Consider the following 25,405-nt stretch of genomic DNA (forward strand, 5'->3'; position numbering starts at 1 on the left):
TAGGGGTAGTGCTACCCCTACTCCCCGTGCCTACCCCAGCCTGCATCGGGGCAACCACGGGGGGTTTGCCCCTACAAAAATTACACAAATCATTTAGGATTGCTATAGTTATTCTATACTATCCATGTCCATCTTCTTCTTTTCCCAAATATGCCTCAATTACGCGAGGATCGGCGCGAACTTGATCTGGAGTTCCCTCAGCAATTTTAGTACCGTACTCCATAACACTCACGCGATCGCTAATTCCCATCACCACTTTCATATCATGTTCAATCAGCAAAATACTCAAATTCAACTCATCGCGAATCCGGTAAATAAAGCGAGTTAAATCAGCCGTTTCGTTCGGGTTCATCCCGGCAGTCGGTTCGTCCAAAAGCAACACTTTCGGATCGGAAGCCAAAGCCCGCGCAATTTCCAATCTCCGCTGGTCGCCGTAGGAAAGGTTTTTTGCCAACTCCAGCGCTTTAGAAGCACCTAAACCGACAAAATCAAGCATAGTGAGCGCTTTTATTTTAGCTTCCCGCTCCTCCAGATTTGCAGCGGGAGGGCGGAGGATTGCACCCAACAAACCTGTTTTCAATCGGCAGTGTCTACCTACTAAAACATTATCCAGCACAGTCATGTTGTTAAACAAGCGGATATTTTGAAAAGTTCTAGCAATGCCGAAAGTTGTCAGGCGATCCGGAGGCAAGCCCGTGATATTTTTCTGTTCCAAAAGCAACTGACCGCCACTCGGTTTGTAAATACCCGTAAGCATATTAAAAAAAGTAGTTTTGCCCGCACCGTTGGGGCCGATCAAACTGGCGATCGAGCCTTTTTCCAATGTTAAACTAACCTGGTTGACGGCAGTCAAACCACCGAATCGCATTGTAAGTTGCTGTGCTTCTAATAATGACATTTTGGTTCTGTTTTCTAAGATTTTATAGTAGTGCGAGCGGGATGCTCGCGAGGTTTCACGCACGCGAATCAATTTGGGATATTTTAGGACATATTTTCTAACGTACAGACAAAATAGAACTTAAAAAGATTAGATTCTAGCGAACGGCCAGGGCGATATTGTGCGTGTAAATCGGCCGTCGAAAAGTTTTCAATAAGTTTGAGATTGAGTTCGTCAGCCAAAGCTGCAATCTTTTCAAACCCAGTAATCCACGGTGCATACATACTTTCGTATTTATCTATGTAATCATTGATATCTTGGTAGCCCGTGGTTCTCAAAATTACCTTTTCCGACATATAATCAAAGGACAATCGAAAATTATCAACATTGTCGCGAATTTGTTCTAATACAAATATTACATCTTTTTTGTCAAGCAAGGTAGTGTTGCCTTCCCACAAAAAATATGTCGGTCGAGCGAAATCAAATTCACTCTGTTTCAGCAAGGAGATTAAACCGTCTTTTACGTAATCGCCGGGGAGGTAGCGAACATTGGCAGTAACTTTGTTAGCTTTGAGAGTTTCTTCTTTTAATTGAAGAGTAGCGCGGTCGTCTATTTCAAAATAAATCACTCCTTCTCCATTAATTCTAGCAGCGCGAGTATCCAAACCAGAACCTAAAATAACTACTTGCTTGCAACCTCCTAAAATTTGATTTGACAAAACATCATCAAAATATTTAGTCCGCAACTTAACCATTTCTTTAGCTGCGGGAGAGTTGTGAGCTATTTGGTCAGCTATTTTTTTTGTTTCCTCATTCAGCCATATTTTTACTACATGATCAGTATAGAGAGGAATTTCCTCTTCATTCTCTTCTGCTCTAAATTCCGCAACGATAAAAGCAGTACCCGTTACATTTTTCATGGCTAATCTTTCACCCTTACTAAGTAGTTGGTTACAAATAAACATTAGATGGGGACGGGGTTTTTACACCCCTAAACTCCCTTGTATCTGAGATGTTGCACCATTCTAAATAAGGTTTTTATGAACAGGCAAGATGCCTGTTCCACAAAGAGTGAATTTTATTGGGGAACAGGCATCTTGCCTGTTCTTGAGAATGGTGCAAAATGTGAGTTGCATCCTAGATTCTTAGCTAAACCCGCCTACAAAATACTAGGGTTTTTGTCCTTACCTACTTATTGACTTCTCGCATCTGGTAAAGACTCATTGCTCGCTTCAGCATCCGAATGAAGTTCAGCTTGGTGTATCTTATCAGGAATCAGCCCCTCCGGCCGCACGAGCATCATGACAACAAGAGTTAGGCCGAATAGAAATAAGCGCATTTGAATCGGGTCTAAACTGGTTGCCAGAAAGTCTCGCAACTGGGGAATTGCAATCCTGGGGAGTACAAAAGTATTCAGAAAACCCTTGAGGACTTGCGCTAATTGTGGCAGATAAAGCCGATCGGCAGACATGATAATGATAGCCCCCAAAATCACCCCGGTCATATTCCCCAAACCGCCTAAAATCACCATACACAGGATGATTACTGACACCGAGAAATCGAAAACGCTGGGAAAAATTGCGCTGATATAGGCGGCGTAAAACGCGCCTGCAAAGCCCGAAAACGTCGCTCCCATCGCAAAAGCCGAAAGTTTGGTTTTGACCAGGTTAATGCCCATCGCACTAGCCGCTAATTCATCTTCGCGCATGGCATTCCACGCCCTCCCCAAGCGGGAATCTCGCAGCCGCGAAATCATGAAGTAAGCGAAGACAACTAGCAGCAAAATTAGGTAGTACCAGGGAAAGTAGTTGCCGGTGCTGAAAGTGCCGACGATGGGGAGAGATGGACGCCCGATCGGGTTTATTCCCGCTTCGCCGCCGGTGAGGTTAAAAGGTCGATCGCACCCAACCAGACACAGCACCAACTCGGGTTTCCCCAACAGGGAAGCAACAATCTTCGAGACTGGTTCGTCAATCCGAATCGCGGTTAAATTCCTAAAGACAACCGGGATAATTTCGCCAAAACCGAGGGTAACAATTGCCAAATAATCGCCCTTGAGCCGCAGTGTCGGAATACCCAGGATTACGCCCGCGATCGCAGCTACACCGGCGGCGATCGGCAGTACCACCCAAAAGTTCCAAGTAATATTTAACTGTCCAGAAGATAGCAAAGCTGTCGTGTAAGCGCCGATCGCAAAAAACGCCGCATATCCCAAATCCAACAAACCCGCAAAACCCACAGTAATATTCAAACCCAACGCCAACATAATAAAGATTTGAATCTGTACTACAGTAGCAATCCAGCCAGTCTGAGCCTGAATGTCGATAAACGGAAACAGAATTAGAATAAAAGCTAATGTCACCAGAGTTGCCAGCCGCTGGCGTTCCCCCTGCAAACCCTGCAAAGCACCCATTAACGTAGCTGTCAAAATTGCGATCGTCAAACTGCAAATCCCGTACAGCAGCGTAGTCGGCAAAGCAACAGCAGGTTGACCAGACAAAGGCCTAATCAAAACCCCTTCTACCACACTCGCAACTAACAGCCAAACTCCCAATCCCAATCCCGCTAAACTGCCGATCGCAGCACCCATTTTCGGGCTATAAACCTTCTGATCCCGACAGCTCATAAAGCCCGCAGCCGTACCCATCAGCCACCCGATCACCGTGCCGCTCCAACCGCCGAATAACAAAACAGTCAAAGAGGCGATCGCCCCTAAAATACCAGTCGATTTAATTGCTTGGATTATCTTGTTTGACATAGCAGGAAGTTATTAGTTATTAGTCAGCAGTCATTAGTCAGCAGTCATTCGATTTTAGATTTTAGATTTGAGATGCAAGGATTGACTTGCGCGAGATAAATTCGGGGGACGCAAGGATTTTAGATTTGAGATGCAAGGATTGACTTGCGCGAGATAAATCACGTGGCGGGTACCATCAAAAAATTCTTGGTCAGCAGTCAGTAATCATTAGTGATTAGTCGTAGGGTGCGTCGCCACAAAGAATCCCTCAAAAAAATAGACAATCTCATAGCGACGCACCTTACCATTAGTCAACTGTCAACTGCGGTGCCCTGAGCGTAGTCGAAGGGTCAACTGCGTTGTCCTGAGCGTAGTCGAAGGGTCAACTGTCAACTGTCAACTGCTATATACTGGAACTGTTACCCCAACACACTTCAAACGGGCGATCGCTATATGGTACAAGCACCTCAAAAAACTATCACCCTCGACGAGTTTTTGCAACTCCCAGAAACCAAACCCGCTAGCGAATACATCAAAGGTGTCATTTTACAAAAACCTATGCCGCAAGGAAAACACAGCAAACTACAAGGCAGACTCGTAACAGTCACCAACGACATCGCAGAGAAACCGCAAATTGCCCTAGCCCTACCAGAACTTCGCTGCACCTTTGGCGGACGTTCTATTGTGCCCGATGTCGCCATTTTTGTTTGGAATCGCATTCCCCTAGACGCTGACGGCGAAATTGCCAATACATTCAATGCTCACCCAGACTGGACAATAGAAATTTTGTCCCCAGCCCAAAGCCAAACCAAAGTCACAAACAATATTTTGCACTGTTTGAATGCCGGTTGTCAGATGGGTTGGTTGCTCGATCCCGATGAAAAAAACATTTTAGCCTATCCCGCAAGACAGCAGCCGATTTCCTTGCAAGAACCAACAGATATACTTCCGATGCCCAATTTTCTGCCGGAAATGCAGTTGACTTTAGGCGAAGTTTTTGGCTGGCTCAAACCAGGGAATATTTAATTGGGCGTACAGTATTCCACTCAATTGAGAAGCGCTCTCTTAGATTTGGAAATAAAAATTTAATGTTGCCGATCGCCCCATTAAGTATTTTTTCAGTAGTAGGAAGATGACAGCGAACGCTGACTATTTTCATCCTTAACATATAGTTTAAGCTTTTGCTGCTTGACCAATATATCTTCCAATGTGTAAACTTAGCTAGCTAGCGCTGCCCTTGTCTAGGTTCCACTAGCTTACTGCGTAGCTTTACAGGTCAGATATTTTTTTATATCATCAGATATCAAATGAAAATTCCAATTTATAGGAACACCACTTATCTCCTGATATCAATTCTTGTAGTGGCAGCTATTGTGCGATTGATTAATATCAATCAGCCATTTATGGATACCTTTAGTTGGCGTCAGTCAAGCACAGCCATGATGGCCGAAAATTTATATCGCAGAAATTGGAATATCTTCTACCCTGAAGTTAGCTGGGATGGGCCAGGGCCTAGCTATAATGGACGCGAATTTCAAACAGTTACTTATATTACAGCCCTTCTCTATACTTTATTGGGACAGCATGATTGGGTGGGACGCAGTGTGGTTGTCCTGTTTAGCTTGTGGGGAATATTTGCCTTCTATCAGTTAGTTTCTCGTATTTGGGATCGGGATCGCGCTCTTATGAGTGCCGCAATTCTCGCCATTTTTCCAGGAAATATATATCTGGATCGGTCTTTCCTTCCCGACCCGGCAATGGTTGCATTAGTTGTCACAAGTTTCTGGATGCTGATTGCTTACCTACAAACTGACCGCTGGTACTATTTATTACTTGCCACCCTCTTTGCAATTTGGGGCTTTTTAACCAAACTACCAGGTTTAATCATTGGCATTCCGATGCTCTATACAATATTTGTTGTCCTGGGTCATCGAGGATTACTGCGCCCGAAAAAGCTGATAGTAATTGGAGTAGCTGCTATTTCCATCCTCCTGCCAGTAATTGCCTATTATTTGTGGGCGAGGCATCTTGCTCTCACCTATCCGCCTTACCACTTTGCTGGCAGCGGGAACTGGCTGTGGGATAGTCAGTTACGTGAATGGTGGCAACAAAAATATTTCTTTCCTAAACTATATAATATTATTTATAACTGGCTTTGGACATATCCCATCATGCTCCTTGTTGCTATTGGTTTGTTCCTTCCTCCTCATTATAAACTTCCTACCCCGGAATCTGAGGAGCAGTCAAGTAATGTAGCTGTACCAGTACCAGGGATGTTTCATTGGTGGATACTTGCTTTTGCAATTTATTACTTCATTGGCGCTCAACAGCTCGTCGCAAATCCCTCTAACTTAAATATTATCAACCCAGCCGCCGCCGCTCTAGCAGGAAATGGTTTGATAGCACTTGCTTCATTCGCCAAGCGAGTCGGAGGCTCATCTTCAGCATTAGCACTCATAACGGCAATACTACTAATCATTTCTGGAATTGGTTATAAACAGTTAAATACATGGTGCTATTATCCGTGGGCTAAAGATGGCTACGAACTAGGGATAGCTTTGCAGCAAATAACTCAACCAAGTGACCTTGTTGTTACCATAGCTAATCGTGGAGGTGGCGATCCCGTCGCTATCTATTATAGTCAACGACGTGGCTGGGTTTTTCCTCCTGAGAGCTATCAAGGCAGCATTAGACAAAATAGGGTTAATTGGAGAGAGAAAATAAAAGAGGATACTTTAATTCTACTCTTGAAAGACCTGATTATCCAGGGAGCAGATTGGATGGGAATTGTTAAATATGACAATAATCAAATAGCAAAAGATAACCCTAAATTGGTTGCGTACATTCAAAAAACATTGGAACTCTATCAAGAAACACCCAACTGGGTTATTTATCGAATTCCTCCCAAACTTAAAACAACCCAGCGCTAGAACCATGAGACTTTGGGGTCTTCTTTGTCGGCAGTAGATTGTTGAGATAGCATGAGTGAGCGGGTCACTGGACAATCAATATAAGCTGTTGTGCATTTAAACTGTGATACAAGCATTACCCATGAGGGGGTGACAACAAGAGTCAAAACATTGATATAATCAAGGACATAGCCCTCATACCCCTCTAAAAAAATCGTAGTTTAGTGCGCCTAATTCCGATTAATGAGCGTAATAATGTCTTGACTTGCATTCCATGCCAACTCCCTCCGCAACGCTCGGCCCAACATTGACCGTATAATCGAATCTAAAAACTACTATGGCCACGTATCGAGCGCCCGTATTCAGTTAACCTACCCACCTATTTTTGAATTCCCATTGTCTTGATTTTTTGACCTTGAATCACAGCACAACTTTAAGCAATGGCTATCAATAATATCAAATTGCTGACGGGTTAACAACCCCGTCAGGGCGCAGCAGTTAAAAAATGGTGTAATTTGTGGTAAATTACTCGCCAAGGCGTTTGTCGCCATCTGCGAGAGGTTTTTTCGCTCCCGATAGCCCAATAATAATCCGCCTAAATAGTTCCTAAACTCCCGTTTTTGGGCTTGATGACCAAAGATATCGTCAAATCTTTGACACCATTTATCCAAGCAGGGGGGCATCGCGGCGGGGGTCGTCTCTTTCATTGCTCATTCTTTAACGTTATATGCTTGCTCTTCAAGCATTAGAACTCATTTAGCTCGTATTTTTTGTTGAAGTCCCGATAAGTATCTCTTGCCATTTTTTCAACCAGCACCTTCAAACCTTTTCCTGAACATTCTCTCCCAACAAACCGCCTGGCCGAAAAGCCAAAATCACCACCAAAACCCCAAACACCCAAGCATTAGTCCAGCGGCTCGACAAATACTGATCGCTCAAAGACGAAAGCAACCCAATCAAAACGCCTCCTAACATCGCCCCGACAATATTGCCAATCCCCCCCAAAACCGCCGCCGTAAAAGCCCTCAAACCAGCCGTAAACCCCATCGTAAAAACAATAGTATTGTTGTACAAACCCACCAAAATACCCGCAGAACCCGCCAAAGCTCCCCCAATCAAAAAAGTCAGAGCAATAATCTGATCGACATTAATCCCCATAATTTTAGCAGCATCGCGACTTTGAGCAGTTGCCCGCATCGCCTTTCCCAGACGAGTGTATTGCACAAACACATGAAGCAAAACCATCAATACCACCGCCACTACCAACACAATTAAATCTTTCGTAGTAAATACAATACTCGTTTGAATTCCCAAAGCTTTAAAAATATCAACTCGCGGCAACAAATCGGGAAAACTTTTCGGCGCAGCCGAATTAGAACCCATCACCGGAATAAAAGCTTTTAATCCTCCCCAAAATAACCCCATATTTTGGAAAATAAAAGAAACTCCAATCGCTGAAATTAAAGGAGCCAACCGGGGAGCATTTCGCAAAGGTCGATAAGCATACTTTTCCACAACAATATTCAGCCCAGCACAAAACGCGGAACATACAATTAAAGCAACTAGCATCACCGGTATAGCAATAGCTAAAGGTGCGCCATCTTGAATCCCAAAAGCCCCGAACACGGTTAGGGAAGCAAAAGCACCCAACATATACAAATCGCCATGAGCAAAATTGATTAACTCAATAATGCCATAAACCATAGTGTAACCCAAAGCAATAATTGCAATCAGCGCGCCGTTGACAAGACCAACTAATAATTGTTGAATCAAAACTTCAGGATTGCTGACTATTTCTCCAAGGATTTTTGGCAAATCAAATCCTGCGATCGGGCCTAATAGCAAAACTATATAAACTACACCTAGATATAAGAGAATACTTTTCCAGTTTTTCATGTTTTTGAGTAATTGGGAATTGGGAATCGGGAATTGGGAATTGGGAATCGGGAATTGGGCATCGGGCATCGGGCATGGGACATTGGAGGGAGAAGGAAAAAGGCATAATTTTTTATTATCCCTTCTTCCTTCTTCCTTCTTTCCGATATCCGTTACAGCCGTTATAAAATCCGTTGCCTAACTTCCCTCTGTCCTCTAATTAATTATTCGGTCTTGAGCGCATTCACGAACTCCCACTTTCCACCTTTAACAACATTTCCTGACATTGTAGTCAAGCTCGTGTCGCCGTTGGTGTCAAAACTCCAAGTGCCTAGTACCCCGTTAAAATCTTTAGTTGCCAAGACAGCTTCGCGGATAGCAGCACGGTCATTTTTGCAAACTTTATTAATTGCGCCGATCGCAACTTTAGCAGCTTCATAGGCGTAAGCTGCATAAGCTTCCGGTTCAGCATTATATTTTGCCTTGTAACTTTCGTACCACTTCGCGCCCGCACCAGTCAATTCTTGAGGAGGCAAGCCGCCAAAAGTAGCGTAAATTCCTTCGGCATCTTTGCCCGCCGCGTCAATTAAAGCTTGCTCTTTAATGCCGTCGGGCCCCATGAACTTAACTGCATCAGGCGTCATTCCGACATTTCTCATGTCTTTAATTATTTGTCCGGCATTGCTTTGAGTAGTGCCACCGAAGTAAATCAGGTCGGGATTTAAAGCTTTGATCTTATTCATTAACGCCTTGTAGTCGCTAGCTTTAATATCAATTCCCTCTCTTCCGAGGACTTGAATTCCCAACTTTTTAGCAGTTGCTTCAAAAACATCAGCGATGCCTTTGCCGTATAGTTCTTGGTCGTCGAGAATGTAGACTTTTTGTACGCCTAAAGATTTCGCCCAGTTGCCAGCTACAGCCCCTTGAAGGTCGTCAGCGGGGACAACGCGGGTGAAATTACGAGTGCCTGTGGGATAATAAACGTTAGGTTCTTTGGCTTCACCTTTTCCTGGTTTAGTCAGTCCCGGATAAGTGTTGGCCGGACTGATCATGACGATGTTAGCTTGGTTGAGCACGGGAATGGAAAGTTTGGCGGCACCGGAGTTATAGTGACCGATGACGGCAACTACCGAAGCGTCAGCGACGGCTTTGTTGGAGTTCGAGGTTACTTGGGCCGGGTCCCATTTGCCGGCGGCGGCGGTGGCGTCATCGAAAACTTCGTATTGGATTTGGATTTTGCCGTCGCAAGCTTTGGAGTTGGTTTCGGCGAGGGCTTGTTGGATTCCGTTGACCATTGTTTGAGCTTGACCCAAGGCGCTGCCTGTCATGGGCAGCATGGAGACAATTTTGACAGTATTTGGGTCTCCGGGGCTGCTGACTGCGACGGGAGTGGCTGCGGGACTGGTTCCGGGGCTGCCTCCGGGAGTTGTGGCGGTGGGTGCTTCAGGATTTTGACAGCTAGCGCACAGAGAGGCTATGCCGGCGGCAAAAAGTAATTTCCGCAATCCTCCGACGCCGAGATTGTGTGTTGAGTTGATTGTTGGGGATGTGGCACTTTTGCCCCCTGACTTCTTGGAAAAGTTCATAGGTTGGTTTGTTTGTTGCTGGCGTCTTAGCATATTTCCACTGTTTTAAGTATGTAGTCAAGGGTTAGCACAAATTTTCAAATTTTAGACCAACTTTTAAAGATACACCGCTGCAACAAGCTGTTTCTCTCGTTTTCTATCGTTCCCAGCCTCTGTTTCTCGTTCCCAGGCTCGGCCGGGGAATGCCTACCGGGAGGCTCTGCTTCCAGCACACGAGGCAGAGCAAGAGTGAAATGGGTTTGCAGGCAGAGCGTGGGAACCAGTTAAAACCAGTTAAACCAGTTAAAATTTAAAAGAGAAAGGAAAATACAGATTTCCTTTCCCTTTTTCAACCCCCCAGCGTCAAATCAGCTTGATTGCCAAATCAAAGATGAATCCCTTTTTTCCTGTCAGCGATCGGCACTAAAATATTCATAATTAATCATTACTCTAGATCCTTTAATGCTTCAAACACCAACACTGAATCGATCGCCCCCATTGCCTCCGACATTCGCAACTCGTGGGTTCCTCCCACAGTAATATACCGCTTTCCTTTATTCTGAAGAACCTCAACAAACTGCTGGTGCATAGTCATTCGTAAATGTTCGCTTTCTCGCGTTCCATCCTGAACAAACCCATTGGTGACAAGTTAAGACTTAATTGCATTTGTCAATCAGTAATATTACTCAAAAAAACTGCTTTTTTAGGAGTGGAAAATTCACGATTTGAGAGGGAGTAGGTATAAATATCACCCTCGGCATGATTCCTCGATCGCCCAAATCTCAGTTTTATGCCCAAAATCGGAGTAAATGTTGAGCATAATTGCTGATTGACAAATGCTTTCTTAGCTTAACTTGTTACCAATGGAACAAACCCGAAATCCGGCTGAGTCAAAATATACAAATCGTAGCGGCGGCTGTCTGCTATTTGCTCGACCATCTGGTGTTCCCAACCAACGTAACGTTTGTGCCAAATACAAGTAGCTAAAGAATCTGTATCGCAGATAACGACTTTGTTAGCGCGAGTAGCAATATCGTCTTCTATAGCAGCTTGTTTCTTGGCAATTTCTACAAATTCATAGCTGTCCCAAATTTCAGGTTCGGGCGAATATTGCCTGCCTTCCCAGTAACACCTGCCGTATTCGGGAACCCAAGCAGTTTGGTAGTGCTGTGCGAGCGATCGCGCCAGGGTAGTTGTGCCGCTCGATTCTACACCCAGCACGCAGACTCGTTTGGCAAAGTAGGCCTTGGCTGGGGGAGTCAGCATTTGCCAGTGTTCGCCTAGGTGCGATCGCAATTGCGTTCCAGAAATCGGGAATTTGAGCCGTTCGCGATCGACTGCACAGTGTTGAGCTCCCATCAGTTTTGCCCAAGGTTCCCCGTAATCTTCTGAAGTAAAACCGATATCGGGTTTTCGCCCGGAAAGCACCTCAAGAGTCCTCTGAGCCCAAGGTTCGGGGGCTTCCGGCAAATCGTCGAGCACTTCGATAACTTCTGCGTCGGGATGCAAAAACCGAATCCAGTCGGCTCTAACGCTTCCTGCAACTGCTTGATTTGTCTTGTAACAGGCGAGAACGATTAAACGGTCAACCTTTTTTTTAGCTTCTCGAATTAAGTAGTCGTGTCCTTTGTGGAAGGGGTAAAATTTGCCTACAGTAACACCGAGTATCATAAAGATTGCTGCTGTTTTAACTTTTGTTCCGAGTAAATCCGCTGAAAATTTTGCAGTCCGAAAATTGCCATTAAGCAAAATATCGCGTACAAAATACTCGTCAGATATAGCCCGCGCGAGGCATACAAGGGAACGTAAATCGTGTCTGCAACAATCCACAAATACCAGCTTTCGAGATAGCGTTCCATCAGGTACAACTGGGCGATCGCGCTTAAGATGGTGGTCAGGGCGTCCCAAAATGGTGCCGCACCGCCCAAATATACTAATACTGTTCGCAAGCCAAATACACCAACTGTAACGAAGACTGCGGTGAGGATGAGCCAGCGTTGGTCCATGCGAGATACAGGTTTTTCTGTGCTGTTTTCGCCACCCTGCAGCCAAATATAAATTGCTTGCAAGCTGGTGATTAAATAGAAGAATTGAATCGCAACTTCGCCGTAAAGTTTAACTTGATAAAACACCGCAGCGTAGGCGATAACTCCGATTAAGCCGATCCACCAGCCTAGGGGATTGTTTTTAGCAAGCAGCCAAACGCTCCAAGCAGAAGCGATCGCCGCGATCGCTTCGATTAAGTCGAGTTGGATAGGGACAAACCACTGCACTGAAAGCAGGAGCACGAAGATGCTTGCTGCGAAGCCGATTAAGTTTGGCAGGTTCGCTTTTTTCATGGCAATCCCTATTTCGGCTGGCTATGTTGACTGCGAAATCAAATCCGAATCCTTTTTGTCCTTTGAGCGATCGACACTAAAATCTTCATAGTACGATCGCTCCGTATTCACATCCCACAAATCGTGCTTTTCGCCGAGAATATTTCTCACAGCCAGCATCCCCGTCAGCATAGAATGGTCTTGATTATTGTATCGGTGCATACCGTTGCGCCCGATCGTCTGCAAATTCTCAAATCCCTTCAAAAAACCTTCAAGTACCTGCAAGTGTCCTCGATATTCCCCATCATAAACTGGATAAGCTTTAAGTTGCCGTATGACAACTCCATCTTCCACCTCAGCAGTTGTTGCTAACCCCAAACCCACCAACTCGCGAGTTGCTAATTCGATAAGTTCCGCGTCCGACATTTCCCAAATCTCGTCGCCTACGCTACAGAAATATTCCATTCCTAAACAACTTTTGCTGGCATCGGGAACTAAAGCGGCGCTCCAATTTTTAAAGTTTTGAATTCGTCCAACTTTGGCTTCGGGGGAGTGAATGTAAATCCAGTTGTCAGGAAACAAATCCTTGCGATCGACAATCAGCGCTACAATCAAAAAATCTCGATATTTGAGCGATCGCGCGGCGTGCAACACCTCTTCGGGGGGCTGCGGTTTCATTCTTGCTACCAGCGCCGATATCGGCATACTCGTAATGAAATTATCCGCCGAATATTGAACTAATTCTCCGTTTTGCTCCGCAGTAATACTTTTAATCTTATTACCTTCACGCTCAAAGCTAATCACTTTAGTATCGAGATAAACTTTGCCGTCTTTATTCTCCACAGCTTCCGCGAACTTTTCCCACATCATCCCCGGCCCCAAAGCCGGATAATCAAACTCTTTGATTAATGTTTTAGTGTCGTTGCTGCCAAACAAAGCATTAATAATTGCTGTCGTCAGCGACAATCCTTTAATCCGCTGCGCCGCCCAATCTGCTTGAATTTCCGAACAAGGAATGCCCCAAACTTTTTCAGTGTAAGTCTTAAAAAATGTTTTATACAAGCGTTCGCCAAAACGATTGATAACCCATTGTTCAAAAGTTTTTTCTTCCGTAAGTGGCCAAATTCTCACTTTCAGATAACTCAAAATAATCAGCGTACTCTCAATTATGCCCAAATTAAAGAGAGTATTGAAGGCACTAATCGGATAGTTGAAAAATTTACCTCGATAAAAAATTCGCGACAATCGTGGCACTTTAATAAACTCATTTCCCAGTACCTCTTGCCACAACTGCTGCACGGCTTCAACTTTAGTATAAAAGCGGTGGCCGCCAATGTCGAAACGATAGCCTTTGTAGGTTTCTGTGCGAGCTATTCCCCCAACTTTATCACCTTTTTCTAGTACAACAGGGATGATGCCTTCCTTGACTAGCTCGTAGGCAGCAGTCAAGCCCGCAGGGCCTGCACCGACGATCGCAACCGGATAATGTTTCACTCAGCCTACCTCCAGCTTTTTTATCGAACCATACAATTATTTATAACTTGTCCAAGTTACAGATGCACCCGTGAATACCCTGAGAACCTATTGAGCTACCTGATTTTGAAGGACAATTTGCCTTGATTTATTGAGCGGATACTGGCAAGCTAACTTTGCCAGTCACAGGCTTTTTTTGGTATAAGTAGCGACCCGTGCCGATCGCGAATGCCAGTCCGCTGTAAAAGTAGAAAAGCCAGTGCCACGGAATAGTTTTCAGGGCAAATAGGATACCGTGTTTACGGTGAAAAAATCGGTAAAGCGGTGCATTAATTGCTACCAGCGGTATTGCCAGCAAACCAGCCAGTAGCAGAAAGCTCACCGACCAGCAGGTTCCCAAAGTTGCCAGCAGGACTGCATAAGTTAAAATCACGCTGATGCGGTTCGAGACTTGCAAGTTGAGGTCGTTATTCAATTTGCGATCGCGCCAAATCAGTTCTGTCCAAGGCAGCGCTCGGTAGAAAAAGTCAGCTTTCACCATACCCATAGGTTTCCACCGCTTTAAATGCTTCACCTGCAATGTTTTGCACAGCCGAATGTTATAACCTGCTTGTTTCAAACGGTAGCCGAACTCAATATCTTCGATCGAAGCTTGGCGGTAACTCTCATTAAAGCCACCCATTTGCAAAAAAATTTCCCGACGAATCACTCCGCAAGCGCCCCAAAAAGTCGAAGCTTCTTCGTTACCTGTTTGGTGCACGTAGTGGTGGAGCAAGTTCCTGTACTGTGATAGAAAATCAGGATCTCCAGGATCATCGTCGTAAGAGCCGATGAAAGCAGCTAAGTAGGGATTATTTTTGAACACCGATATCGCATAGCCCACAGCTTCTGGACAAACAGCGACATCAGCATCCACAAAAAACAGAATATCTCCCTTTGCAGCCTGGGCACCCAAATTTCTGGCGCGCGCTGGCCCTCCGCATTCGGGAATCCTGATCACTTTGGCGCCGAATTCCTGGGCTAGACGCCAAGAACCGTCGCTTTCACCATCTGCTACTACAATAATCTCGATCGGCCTGGGCACAGTTTGAGCCAGTTTTGACAAACAGGTGCGGAAGTAAGAGCCCCCGTTGTGGACTGGGATAATAACGGATACAGTGGGGTCGGCGGTAGAAATCATTACCTAAATTGTTTAAATTGCAGGGGCTAAAATTTGCTGGAATTTTATGGGTGCTACTTTACAAAGGGTAAAATCAGCTCTACTTTTTTATTTATAACTCGATTTTTGTTGATCTTCAACTATATTTTTTGCTGGTATTCTCGATTTAATTTTCCCCATTCTTACTTCTATTTTACGCCATCTCTTGCTGAGAGTGACCTGATGTAGACAACACCTTTACAAAATCTTTAAATATATCATTGTTTGTGTAAACTTCGGAAAAAGCCCCTGCAGCATTTTGGTGTGGCTGTGTTGCCATACACAAGACTTTGATTTTATAAGTAGGCACACCGTATAAAATCCAACATCGTTTATACGGATACCCACGAACTGTCAGGACTTGCGCGGTACAATTTCTTTTACAGACCTCATCCGCGAGTGACTGCTGCCCCAAGTCTCGATCGCGACTGCGGACTCAATGCACACTTTATGACTTTTGGCAATATAATTTAAATATACGTCTTAAAATTTCCGACACTGTACGATCGAGCTTTGGTAATTTGCTAACATACTCTTAGCTAGTTCCCTTTGAACCAAAACTTTTACATAAACAAGTTTTTATATTACATGAAAACCTTCCAAAACACTTTAAATCAGCCCTTAGTTTCAGTCATCATACCAGCTTAGGAATGAGAATTAAATAACTTAGAATGCGTGATGGTTCTTGTGGGATGGGCGTCCCGCCCGTCCAGAAAGGGGGGCGGGACGCCCAACCCACTTTCATTGTGTAAATTATTTAATTCGCGATCCTATGCAGCAATGGCAAAATCTCACTCTTTAATTATGGCAGATATCCGGCAGCAACATCCCGAAATTCCCAGCAGCATTTATCGCTGCTATAGCAGCAACTTTTACATTTACTTAGGATCGCGAATTAAATAACTTACAATTTTAATTATTATTGTGGGATGGGCGTCCCGCCCGTCCCACTTTCAAGAGTGGAAGTTATTTAATTCTCATTCCTTAGCTGTCAAAAGCAACCGCAGTGGCAATCACCGGAGTACATTATCTTGGCTGTATCGATCGTTCAAAGAAGATTTATCAATGGCACTTTTGCGCCATAATTTGTATCTGCTGTCAATAGAAAGTATATTAAAAATAATAGTTACAGCGCCAACTGAAGCTGGGTTAGAGTTAAAAAAAGCATCAGAATCGAGTGAAGGGAGGACAGTTGCTAGGATTGAGGCGCGAACGAAAGCTCACAGAATGTTGCCGTCGCAGGTATACGAAAGAATGCGATTCAATAGTTTAGGAAATCGAAAATCTACATAAACCCAAAATTGAAAAACCCGGTTTTTTGAAGAAACCGGGTTTTTGAGGAAGCTAGAGGGCGTTTAATTCTGCCTGGTTGGTCGATCAAGAATGAGGAAAGAGGGTTAAATAAAAAAATCTAAATTTTCCATTCTTCCTTCTTACTTCTTCCTTCTTCCTTCTACTTAATCTCTCTAAGCGTGAGAAGCTGTAGCAGTTTGAGCTTGCGGCTGCTTACCATCTGGCGCAAGGGATTCCCCTTCAATAAACGAGCGCAACATCCAAGCCATTTGCTCGTGCTGTTCCATCAAACCCGTCAAAAAGTCTGCGGTTCCGTCATCCTTAAACTCTTCACCGCACTGTTCTACGTGTTTGCGGAGATTGCGAATAATCAGTTCGTGGTCATCAACTAAACGCGCTACCATTTCCGTAGCCAAAGGCAAATCGCCGATATGTTCTTTAATCGAGCCATACTTCAGAAAACCCTCAGCAGTACCAATTGGATAGCCACCTAAAGTTCTCACCCGTTCAGCCATAGCATCGATATTTAGTGTTAACGCCTGATAGTGTTCTTCCCACAACTGGTGGAGCGATCGAAACTGCGGGCCCACTACATCCCAGTGATACTTTTTGGTTTTGATTAACAGCAGATAAGCATCTGCCAAGTCGTGATTCAATAGTTCGATAACGCCTGCACGTTGCTCGTCAGATAGACCTATGTTTAACTTACGCATTGAAAATTGTTCCTTCAAATCTAACTTTACTATTAGAACAAATTTCGCCCGTCACTTACATCAACCCAGAGGACGATCGAAGACGATCGCACTTTAGTAAAATATCTGCTTTTCAGGTTAAAGTAATTGCAATATTGATACCTTTAGATAGATGCACTCAAACTTATTGTTCCGAAGCGCCTTTGTTTGGCGATCACACCGATTGGGCGGCAGGTGAGTCCCCGCTCAATCCCGCTATATAAAAAGGCTGCACTCTGATTGTTAATAAAAATTAAGGAATTTATGCCGAAGGTAACGAACATCACACACACTTAATTGTGCGGGCGGGTTTAAATGACGGCATAACGGACTTGCAATTAAATATCACCCCATTATATCCTAGAAGGCTAGGAAACAGATTTTCGGACATGAGCGGTTCTGATCTGTGTGATTGGGATGCTACAAATGATATTGACTCAAACCCTTCAATCCACGTTCAAGGATGCTGCCAAGAAACAGACGGGCGATCGCCGTCGAAACTTTATGGCAAAAGTGGCGGAAGACCCAGATCAAATACAGCCGTGAAACCCTTTGTCCCATCTAGTAGACGCCGGGAGAAGTTGTGTGCTAGCTTCACCTTCAGGAACACTTGCTGCTGTGACCACCAACACCACTAAGCCGAAGGTATCAACCGCAGTGCCGCGTTTTGGGCCCGCAGGTGCATGAAGGCTTTGTCAAACCAGACCCTCTGATGAACCATCGTTGCAGTGACAATTGTTGAAACCTGGTTTTTGGCGGATGGCGTGTCAGGACAGATTAAAAAAAAGCAGTCCTCAGCGTTTGCAGCGAGGAGGAGATCGAGGGCATTACAGTTTTTCCTATGTGGGGAATACGGGCTAAAGTAGCCGTAGGAAAGATTGATCCATACTTTTACTAACTGTGCTACTTTCATCAGAAATTTGGGTTTGAAACCCCGTCCTTCTAGGACGGCTTTACATGAATTTTTGTTAATACCTACCATTTCACCCAAGACGTGCTAGTATGTGAAATGGTGTACTTAAAATAAGTATGACACTAAAAGCCTTCAGCTATCGATTCTACCCAACGCCGGAACAAGAAAGTTTGTTGCGACGTACTTTGGGTTGTGTTCGTTTGGTCTACAACCGTGCTTTAGCCACAAGAACTGAAGCTTGGTACGAAGAACAGAAACGGGTAGGCTATGCTGAGACTTCTTCAATGTTAACCGAATGGAAGAAAACAGAAGAGTTGAATTTTCTCAATGAAGTTAGCTGTGTGCCATTGCAGCAATGTTTGAGACATTTACAAACGGCTTATACCAACTTTTTTGATGGGCGGGCCAAATATCCTAACTTCAAAAAGAAACGCAATGGTGGTAGTGCAGAATTTACCAAGTCAGCATTTAAGTTCAGAGATGGACAAGTCTACCTAGCAAAAAGCACACAAGCGTTACCAATTCGTTGGAGCCGGACACTACCTGATGGTGCAACACCATCAACCTTAAGCGTGAAGCTTGCACCATCAGGTAGGTGGTCAGTTTCTCTGTTGGTGAATGTTGAAATTGAAGCATTACCTCAGTCAGGCAGTCAAGTTGGTATCGACCTGGGAGTTACAAGCTTGCTCACTCTAAGCACTGGCGAAAAGATTGCCAATCCCAAAGGATTCAAGGCAAAATATCGCAAACTTAGAAAAGCGCAAAAATCTTTAAGTCGCAAGCAAAAAGGGTCAAACAACCGTCACAAAGCACGGCTTAAAGTAGCGAAAGTGCATCAAGAAATCACTGATGCAAGGAAAGATAGTCTTCACAAGTTAACAACGCGGTTGGTGTGTGAAAACCAAACCATCGCCGTAGAAGGCTTAGCTGTGAAGAATATGGTTAAAAATCCCAAACTTGCCGCTTCTATAAGTGATGCAAGTTGGGGGGAATTAGTCGGACAACTTGAATACAAGTGTAAGTGGTACAGCCGTACTTTAATTAAGATCGATCGCTGGTTTCCGAGTTCTAAACGGTGTGGCAATTGCGGACACATCGTTGACAAGATGCCGTTAAATATCCGGGAATGGGATTGTCCTAATTGCGACACTCACCATGACCGAGATATTAATGCGGCAAAAAATATTTTGGCGGCAGGGCTTGCCGTGTCAGTCTGTGGAGCGACCGTAAGACCAGAACAGAGTAAATCTGTTAAGGCTGGTGCGAAATCCCCGTCAGGGACGGAAGCAGAAACCTAAGTCGTGAGTCTTAGGAATCCCCGTGCGTTTACGCCGGGGTGGATGTCAATGTTAGCTGTAAACCATCATGCGGGAAATCTGCCAGAGCGTGGAAACCATATTTGAACGGCTGTTAGACGAACTCAAAAAGTCCACTCGCGCGTCTGAGCAGAACTGCCAAGATGTAGCAGGGCGACTCGCAGCAGAAGTCAACAGGATATGCACAGAAAGCCAGCGGATTCAAGCCTCTGGAGATATAGAAGGTTCAGCCCAGACCCTCGCTCAGCACCGCTTGCAACAATGCCTCCACTATTACAATTTAGGCTCCGGGCCCGGTAGAGTAGAATTGCACAGTACCCTCAGCGCGATCGTCTATCGCTACATCACCCCTCCGCAGGTGCAGTCTAGCTATCAGGCGCGAGTAGAACTGATCAAAGATTTTTTGCAAGGATTTTATCTGGAAGCTTTAAAGGCATTCCGGCGCGAAACCCAACTACCACCTACCTACAGTCCCCGCACTCGCTTAGAACTAGCAGAGTACATGGCCTTTGTAGAGCGCTTCGGCAAGCGGCGCATTCCTTTACCTCGGAACCGCAGCCAGCAACTCATTATTTTACGGGCCCAAACCTTTTCCCAGCAGCAGCCCAAAGAAACCTCCGTAGATATGGAACAAGCCGCCGACGGAGGGGCTTCTGATTCCGACCAAACTTGGAACGATACCTCGGTGCACTCCGTGCGGGAAGCGATGGCCGGACAGGGTTCCGCTGCAATTCGCCCCCAAGGCGACGAGTCAGAATCTCTGCGGCAAAACGTGATTGACGAATTAGTCGCTTACTTGAAAGATCGCAACCAACAAGACTGCGCCGATTACTTCGTGCTGCGCTTGCAAGACTTGCCGACTAATGAAATAGAGTCGCTTCTGGGCATAACTCCCCGCCAAAGAGACTATTTGCAGCAGCGCTTCAAGTACCATTTGCTCAGGTTCGCCATGTCGCACCGCTGGGAACTCGTTCACCAGTGGCTGGAAGCAGACTTAGATCGCAATTTGGGTTTGCTGCCTTCTCAGTGGCAGGCGTTTGGCGAGCAAATTGGCCCAGAGGGACAGCGTTTGCTAAAGTTGAAACAACAGGGTCTGTCAGAGTCAGCGATCGCCCAAACCCTGGGCAGCACGGTAGCCCAGGTACAGAAGCGGTGGTTTAAATTGCTGGAACTTGCGTGGGAATTGCGAAATCGTTCAGATTCCGGAGAAGGGGCATCTAGTGATGAATAACGAAACGAACAGGGATGCAGAGGCTTTCGATCGCCATTTTTTAGACTGGATATTGCAGGCGCCGATCGCGAATGCCTCTAGCGAAGATGAGGAAAACCTCAATCCATCCCCTCGCTCACAAGAGTGGGGCGACACAGAAGACAATTCCGGGGTGGAATACTGGGAATGGGACGAACCAGACCCGCTGGACTATCAAGTGGGGGCGCACAACAATGCACCCGCACAACCGCTGACAATTGGAGAAATACCGACCGTGCAAGACCGTTTTCAGACCTTGTTAAAAGAAAGGCTTAGAGCCGAAATTGAATCTAACCCGCCGCTGTTCCCCTGGGAAACAGAATTCAAAAGCTACGACCACGATTACCCAGACGATGTAGCCCCGCAATGGGTTCCCCCCCTACACCTCTGGACTCCCCAACTACAAAATATCAGGTGGGGCCGCCTGCCAATTCCGATCGCCCAAGGGGTTTTTGCTCAACTGCTAGAACCTTGTCAGGAATTGGTAATGTCGTCGCTGCGGCAAGGCTCGAAGTTAGTTCGCGCTGTAGATGGCTTATTTCCGGGCCAGTCTCAGGAACTCAACGAGTTAGCTGGTTTAGTGCTCCGAGGTTCTTTGCGGGGACTTCTAGATTTAGAAGATTTCCCGAATTACGAAGCAGCGAGTACCGATCAACAAATGGTGCTGTCGCTGTTGGCCGCCAAGGAAATCATTGAGTCTCTAACTCTCGATTGTCCTGTAAATCAGCCACCGGTTTCGCGGGAGTGGCTGACTGGTTTGGGTGCGCTGACTCTGGAGGCTCAATATCTGTCGAACCGCAACAGAGAACAGCCAATGCCGTGTTTAAGAGTTGAGTGCCAATTTCCGGGGGCAGGAAGTTTGGAACTCAAGGGAGGAGATGCCGAAGCAACTGCACATCGTCCGAATTCCGGGCATTTAAGTGTGGAGTTGTTTGACCCGCAACCTAACAAGACTTATGCTCTAGAAGTTCGATTCCAAAACTTCGATACCAGACCTTTGATGTTTGCTATTCGTCCAATTTGGACAGGACAAGATAGCAACTAGAAAGGTATAATTAGAGTAAAGAATTTAGCTTTTTACTCTGTGGTTTGACCTCACACAAAACAGATGCAATCCCTCGACTTCGGTCGTGGAAAGCAAAAAAAAATTAGATATTAGTTCAAGCCCTCAGATTCATCTGTGGAGTAAATCTAAAATCTAATGACAGAGGAATAAGATTTGGAGATTAGTTAAAACCCAGATTAATCTGTGGATTCAATCTAAAATCCAAAATCTAAAATGGTTTGACCGAGAAATAAGATTTAGATATTAGTTAAAACCCAGATTAATCTGTGGGTTCAATCTAAAATCTAAAATCTAAAATCTAAAATCGTTTGACAGGGAAATAAGATTTAGATATTAGGTAAAATCCAGATTAATCTGTGGATTCAATCTAAAATCTAAAATCTGAAATCTAAAATAGTTGGATGGGTGCACATGACAACTGATAACCTGCGAAATATACCTGTTTTGGGTAAGCTGTGGGAGCAGATTGAGGCCATGCCTCCGCCGGTGATTGAGGATTCTTTACTGCTGCGAATCCTAGTTCAGTTGTTGGTGATTGTGGGAATTGTCGCTACTGACGTTGCTGCTGAAGAAGCCCTGAACCTGTGGGCTGTGCCTGTTAGTATTGTGGGAGCAACTTGGAGTTGGTACCGCCGCCGCGATCGCAATGTAGCTGCTAAGTTCTGCATAGCTATTGGAATGCTGGTGGCGCTGTTCGCTTTTTTTAGCCGCTTGGTGGGAGAATTGAATGATACGCGGTTAGTTTTGGCGCAACTGTTAATCCAACTTCAAGTGCTGCACAGTTTCGATTTGCCTCGCCGCAAGGATTTGGGCTATTCGATGGTAATCGGGCTAATTTTGTTAGGGGTAGCAGCGACTCTCAGCCAAACCTTGACTTTTGGGCCGCTGTTGTTGGTGTTTTTGGCTTTAGCGCTTCCGACTTTGGTGTTGGATTATCGATCGCGCTTGGGATTTTTGAAGCCAGAAGCCATTGGCGAAAAAGCACAAGGTAAAGGAAAAAATGATAGCCTGTCGCTATTTGCTGCTACTTTATCCCCAAAGTATTTTGCTTGGCTGCTGCTGATAACTGTCGGGTTGGGGCTGACTATTTTTGCGTTTTTGCCACGCCTCCCTGGCTATCAGTTGCGGACTTTTCCGGTGAGTGCTCCTATTGAATATCAGGGGGAGTTTGACGAGCGCAGCATTCTGAATCCGGGGTATGTTAGAGGGGGAAATGAAAAAGGAACTGGCGGAGGAACGGGGAGAAACCCAGACTCTGGGCCAGGAGAGGTAGACTCTACTTTTTATTACGGTTTCAACCAGCGCATTAATCAAAATTTGCGGGGGGAAATGAAACCCCAAGTGGTGATGCGGGTGCGATCGCAGGCTGCAGGTTTTTGGCGAGTATTAGGCTTTGACAAATACACCGGTCAGGGTTGGGAAATTTCTCGCAACGAACAAGCTCAAAAGGTGACTAGACCTAGCTGGTCTTATCAATTTTATCTGAATCCGTTTCCCAATGCGCCTCGGAATCAAGAGGTGATTCAAAGTTATACTATTGTTGCTCCAATGCCGAATTTGATTCCGGCTTTAAACAAGCCGAAGGAGCTTTATTTTCCGAGTCCAGAGGTGGCCGTTGATGCGGAGGGGGGTTTGCGAGCGCCTGCGGAATTGGGAGAGGGTGTGACTTATACAGTGATTTCTAATGTGCCTTTTCGCGATCGCTCTTTGTTGGGGAAAACTGGTACTAATTACCCGAAAAATATTCGCAGGTTTTATTTGGATGTGCCCCCGGAAATTGCCCAAAAGGTGCGAGAAAAAACTGAAGAAATCTTGGCGGCAAGAACTAGAGTATCTCAGTCGGAAAGACCGATCGACTCTCCTTACGAAAAAGCTTTGTACTTAGCTCAATATTTAAAGCAAAATCCGAATTATAAAATAGAAAAAGCTTTGCCTTACTTAGAAGAAGGTGAAGATTTAGTCCAGGCTTTTCTGTTTGGCTACAAAAACACCCAGGATGGCAAAAAAGTTACAGGTGGATATCCAGACCACTTTTCGACGGTATTGACCATTATGCTGAGGTCGATCGGGATTCCGGCGCGACTGGCGGGTGGCTTCGATACGGGGGAATTTAACCCGTTTACTGGTTACTATGTTGTGAAAAATACCGACGCTTTTTTGATGACGGAGGTATATTTTCCCAATCACGGCTGGTTTGGTTTTAATCCGATTCCCGGTTATCCGCTGATTCCGGCTTCGGTGGAAGACAACCAGACTTTTAGTGCGCTGGAATCGTTTTGGAAGTGGATCGCGGGTTGGCTACCGACTCCTCTCAGAAGCGGGCTGGATTCAGTTATAGGTTTTCTAATTGGCTGGATAACTTTGATTGTGGGCTGGTTTCTGGGACAGTTTGCTAGGGGTTGGGTGGGGTTATTTACTGGTTTGATTGCTGCGATCGCCTTTGGCTTTATTGGCTGGTTAATTTGGCAAGTGTGGCGCAAGTGGCGCCACCGCCGCTGGCTGGCGAAGTTGCCGCCGGTGGAGGGGGTTTATCAGGAAATGCTGAAGGATTTGGCGAGTAGGGGATTTGTGAAACCTCGCGCTCAAACGCCTTTGGAGTATGCTGAGGCTATGCGCGGGAATCATCCCACTGATGAGGGTGAGGTGATTGATGAAGTTTCGCAAGCTTACGTGCGCTGGAAGTATGGCGGGGAAGCGGGTAATTTGAACCAGTTGCGGGGGTTGGTGGAAAATTTGAGACGATCGCACTTGAAGAAACTCAAAAAGTTAAGATAAAAATCGGCGATAGAAATCGCTTGTACACAAGTAGGAGTTACGGAGAAAAACCCAAGAAACCGGGTTTTTCCGGTTTCTACGGCTGCATAGCGTCTTCTGGGCAAAAACCCGGTTTCTGGCCACCCGCGCATCATCTGATTGCGATCGCAAAATTTTTACTCTTAATACAGCCTCACGCTTTCAATCATTGGTTTGATGAGCAACAATGAGGCGATCGATTTCTTCGTGATGGCGATCGTAATAACGCCAAGCATTCTCTAGAACGCGATCGGAGTGTGGATTTATGTTAAGGGGAGATGAATGATTCGGTCTTGGTATTAGTTGCGTTTCCGGCGAAGCTGTGTAGCATAAATGGGCGTAACATTCTCATCCATCAAATATTTAAGTGCCATTCCTCAAGCACCCTGGATCGCGGTTTGCCTTTCCCGTTCAGCTTTCAATTTTCGCAATCTTTCTGCTGCAGGATGGGGATTTGCTGCTTGCATTTTTCGCTGCTGATGCGACCACTCCAACCAATCTTGCAAATATCTACTTACTGATTCTTGATTTTGTAAATAATACAAAATAGTCGTATAAACTTCGGCTAAACTGAGAGAGGGATAGAGTTGCTGAATTTCTTCTGGGGTGCGTTCCCGATAAATATACTCATACAGTACCGTCTCAATCCCGATGCGATGTCCTTTAATACGAATATCATCCGGTGCTAAGAAATCAAAATACTCATTAAGTCCCATATCTAAACTTCCTGTTTTAGCCATCTACTATTCTACTCGCGATCGGGAATCCCTTGATTCGCCCGATCGGCATCATCAGAAGTTAAAACATCACAGGCAAGGCTACGCAAATGCTCGAACATTGCGATCGCACAGAGTGTTTGGATCTACAGCCTTACTCGCAAGAGTCAGCGAAAGATGAGCTAAAAACGGGATTCTTGGTTGCATGAACCTCAAACCCTTGATTTATAAACTATTAGATAGTATGCGGATAAAAGGACTTGAACCTTCACTCCTCTCGGAACCAGAACCTAAATCTGGCGCGTCTGCCAATTCCGCCATATCCGCATTTTGACATTTAAATACTATAACACACAACAGAGCGATCGGTCAATCG

Annotated in this window: 22 protein-coding genes, 1 tRNA gene and 1 pseudogene; 9 read left to right on the forward strand and 15 right to left on the reverse strand. The window is 45.2% G+C overall.

Going from position 1 to position 25,405, the window contains the following annotated elements; translation table 11 throughout:
• Window positions 1–118 precede the first annotated feature (118 nt).
• The 3 genes from QUB26_RS04270 to QUB26_RS04280 all read right to left on the reverse strand — a co-directional run bounded on the left by QUB26_RS04270 (window position 119) and on the right by QUB26_RS04280 (window position 3,635).
• Window positions 119–898 (reverse strand): ABC transporter ATP-binding protein, encoded by a 780-nt coding sequence (locus QUB26_RS04270; protein ID WP_333208328.1) that lies wholly within the window; start codon window positions 896–898, stop codon window positions 119–121.
• An 83-nt stretch (window positions 899–981) separates the two neighbouring features.
• Window positions 982–1,797 (reverse strand): SAM-dependent methyltransferase, encoded by an 816-nt coding sequence (locus QUB26_RS04275; RefSeq protein WP_333236249.1) that lies wholly within the window; start codon window positions 1,795–1,797, stop codon window positions 982–984.
• A 272-nt stretch (window positions 1,798–2,069) separates the two neighbouring features.
• Complete coding sequence (locus QUB26_RS04280; protein ID WP_333316916.1) at window positions 2,070–3,635, reverse strand: ABC transporter permease subunit; 1,566 nt, start codon at window positions 3,633–3,635, stop codon at window positions 2,070–2,072.
• Window positions 3,636–4,067: 432 nt separating this feature from the next.
• On the opposite strand from QUB26_RS04280, the gene QUB26_RS04285 reads away from it, so the two are divergent.
• Both QUB26_RS04285 and QUB26_RS04290 read left to right on the forward strand, forming a co-directional pair.
• Entirely contained in the window at window positions 4,068–4,640 is a 573-nt protein-coding gene (locus QUB26_RS04285; protein ID WP_333236254.1) for a Uma2 family endonuclease, read from the forward strand.
• Window positions 4,641–4,921: 281 nt separating this feature from the next.
• Window positions 4,922–6,544, forward strand: a complete 1,623-nt coding sequence (locus tag QUB26_RS04290) for a glycosyltransferase family 39 protein (RefSeq protein WP_333316918.1) — start codon at window positions 4,922–4,924, stop codon at window positions 6,542–6,544.
• Between the two features lie 466 nt (window positions 6,545–7,010).
• Here the strand turns inward: QUB26_RS04290 and QUB26_RS04295 are convergent.
• The 8 genes and pseudogenes from QUB26_RS04295 to QUB26_RS04330 all read right to left on the reverse strand — a co-directional run.
• A pseudogene (locus QUB26_RS04295) lies at window positions 7,011–7,230 on the reverse strand (IS701 family transposase); the annotation flags it as partial.
• Window positions 7,231–7,342: 112 nt separating this feature from the next.
• Window positions 7,343–8,419: a branched-chain amino acid ABC transporter permease gene (locus QUB26_RS04300; RefSeq protein WP_333316919.1), complete on the reverse strand. Its 1,077-nt coding sequence runs from the start codon at window positions 8,417–8,419 to the stop codon at window positions 7,343–7,345.
• A 203-nt stretch (window positions 8,420–8,622) separates the two neighbouring features.
• A complete protein-coding gene (locus tag QUB26_RS04305; protein ID WP_333236260.1) occupies window positions 8,623–9,984 on the reverse strand; it encodes a branched-chain amino acid ABC transporter substrate-binding protein in 1,362 nt (453 codons plus the stop codon).
• A gap of 424 nt (window positions 9,985–10,408) precedes the next feature.
• Window positions 10,409–10,558: a hypothetical protein gene (locus QUB26_RS04310; RefSeq protein WP_333236262.1), complete on the reverse strand. Its 150-nt coding sequence runs from the start codon at window positions 10,556–10,558 to the stop codon at window positions 10,409–10,411.
• A 254-nt stretch (window positions 10,559–10,812) separates the two neighbouring features.
• Window positions 10,813–11,634, reverse strand: coding sequence for an AAA family ATPase (locus QUB26_RS04315; RefSeq protein WP_333236264.1), 822 nt, complete (start codon window positions 11,632–11,634; stop codon window positions 10,813–10,815).
• Window positions 11,631–12,302 carry a nicotinamide riboside transporter PnuC gene (gene pnuC, locus QUB26_RS04320; protein ID WP_333236266.1) on the reverse strand — a complete coding sequence of 224 codons (672 nt, stop codon included), beginning with the start codon at window positions 12,300–12,302 and terminating at the stop codon, window positions 11,631–11,633. Before pnuC ends, QUB26_RS04315 begins: the two co-directional genes overlap by 4 nt.
• Window positions 12,303–12,323: 21 nt before the next feature.
• Window positions 12,324–13,775 (reverse strand): NAD(P)/FAD-dependent oxidoreductase, encoded by a 1,452-nt coding sequence (locus QUB26_RS04325; RefSeq protein WP_333236268.1) that lies wholly within the window; start codon window positions 13,773–13,775, stop codon window positions 12,324–12,326.
• Window positions 13,776–13,902: 127 nt separating this feature from the next.
• Window positions 13,903–14,934 carry a glycosyltransferase family 2 protein gene (locus QUB26_RS04330; RefSeq protein WP_333236270.1) on the reverse strand — a complete coding sequence of 344 codons (1,032 nt, stop codon included), beginning with the start codon at window positions 14,932–14,934 and terminating at the stop codon, window positions 13,903–13,905.
• A gap of 798 nt (window positions 14,935–15,732) precedes the next feature.
• Here QUB26_RS04330 and QUB26_RS04335 point away from each other — a divergent pair.
• Together QUB26_RS04335 and QUB26_RS04340 are read left to right on the forward strand one after the other, a co-directional pair.
• The gene (locus QUB26_RS04335) at window positions 15,733–15,855 is read left to right on the forward strand and encodes a hypothetical protein (RefSeq protein WP_333053255.1); all 123 of its coding nucleotides are present in this window, start codon (window positions 15,733–15,735) and stop codon (window positions 15,853–15,855) included.
• A 21-nt stretch (window positions 15,856–15,876) separates the two neighbouring features.
• Window positions 15,877–16,245 (forward strand): hypothetical protein, encoded by a 369-nt coding sequence (locus tag QUB26_RS04340; protein WP_333316921.1) that lies wholly within the window; start codon window positions 15,877–15,879, stop codon window positions 16,243–16,245.
• Between the two features lie 173 nt (window positions 16,246–16,418).
• Here QUB26_RS04340 and QUB26_RS04345 read toward each other — a convergent pair whose 3' ends face one another.
• Window positions 16,419–16,958 carry a Dps family protein gene (locus QUB26_RS04345; RefSeq protein WP_333053253.1) on the reverse strand — a complete coding sequence of 180 codons (540 nt, stop codon included), beginning with the start codon at window positions 16,956–16,958 and terminating at the stop codon, window positions 16,419–16,421.
• Between QUB26_RS04345 and QUB26_RS04350 the strand changes: the two genes are divergently transcribed.
• On the forward strand, window positions 16,958–17,200 hold the full coding sequence (locus tag QUB26_RS04350; RefSeq protein ID WP_333053252.1) for a hypothetical protein: 243 nt from the start codon (window positions 16,958–16,960) through the stop codon (window positions 17,198–17,200). The two genes, QUB26_RS04345 and QUB26_RS04350, sit on opposite strands and share 1 nt — an antisense overlap.
• A gap of 410 nt (window positions 17,201–17,610) precedes the next feature.
• On the opposite strand, the gene QUB26_RS04355 is transcribed toward QUB26_RS04350, so the two are convergent.
• The gene (locus QUB26_RS04355) at window positions 17,611–17,889 is read right to left on the reverse strand and encodes a hypothetical protein (protein ID WP_333302370.1); all 279 of its coding nucleotides are present in this window, start codon (window positions 17,887–17,889) and stop codon (window positions 17,611–17,613) included.
• Between the two features lie 116 nt (window positions 17,890–18,005).
• Between QUB26_RS04355 and QUB26_RS04360 the strand changes: the two genes are divergently transcribed.
• The 4 genes from QUB26_RS04360 to QUB26_RS04375 all read left to right on the forward strand — a co-directional run bounded on the left by QUB26_RS04360 (window position 18,006) and on the right by QUB26_RS04375 (window position 24,295).
• Window positions 18,006–19,187, forward strand: a complete 1,182-nt coding sequence (locus QUB26_RS04360) for an RNA-guided endonuclease TnpB family protein (RefSeq protein ID WP_333236272.1) — start codon at window positions 18,006–18,008, stop codon at window positions 19,185–19,187.
• Between the two features lie 67 nt (window positions 19,188–19,254).
• Window positions 19,255–20,436, forward strand: a complete 1,182-nt coding sequence (gene hetZ / locus QUB26_RS04365; protein WP_333236274.1) for a heterocyst differentiation protein HetZ — start codon at window positions 19,255–19,257, stop codon at window positions 20,434–20,436.
• Entirely contained in the window at window positions 20,429–21,499 is a 1,071-nt protein-coding gene (locus QUB26_RS04370) for a hypothetical protein (protein WP_333236276.1), read from the forward strand. The genes hetZ and QUB26_RS04370 overlap by 8 nt, the downstream gene beginning before the upstream one ends.
• Window positions 21,500–21,931: 432 nt before the next feature.
• The gene (locus tag QUB26_RS04375) at window positions 21,932–24,295 is read left to right on the forward strand and encodes a DUF3488 and DUF4129 domain-containing transglutaminase family protein (RefSeq protein WP_333316922.1); all 2,364 of its coding nucleotides are present in this window, start codon (window positions 21,932–21,934) and stop codon (window positions 24,293–24,295) included.
• A 395-nt stretch (window positions 24,296–24,690) separates the two neighbouring features.
• Here the strand turns inward: QUB26_RS04375 and QUB26_RS04380 are convergent, their stop codons facing one another.
• Both QUB26_RS04380 and QUB26_RS04385 read right to left on the reverse strand, forming a co-directional pair.
• A complete protein-coding gene (locus QUB26_RS04380; RefSeq protein WP_445243027.1) occupies window positions 24,691–25,053 on the reverse strand; it encodes a DUF433 domain-containing protein in 363 nt (120 codons plus the stop codon).
• 221 nt (window positions 25,054–25,274) lie between these two features.
• Window positions 25,275–25,356, reverse strand: a tRNA-Leu gene (locus QUB26_RS04385).
• Between the last annotated feature and the right edge of the window lie 49 nt (window positions 25,357–25,405).

The organism is Microcoleus sp. B4-C1, from assembly GCF_036705285.1.
Classification (GTDB): domain Bacteria; phylum Cyanobacteriota; class Cyanobacteriia; order Cyanobacteriales; family Microcoleaceae; genus Microcoleus.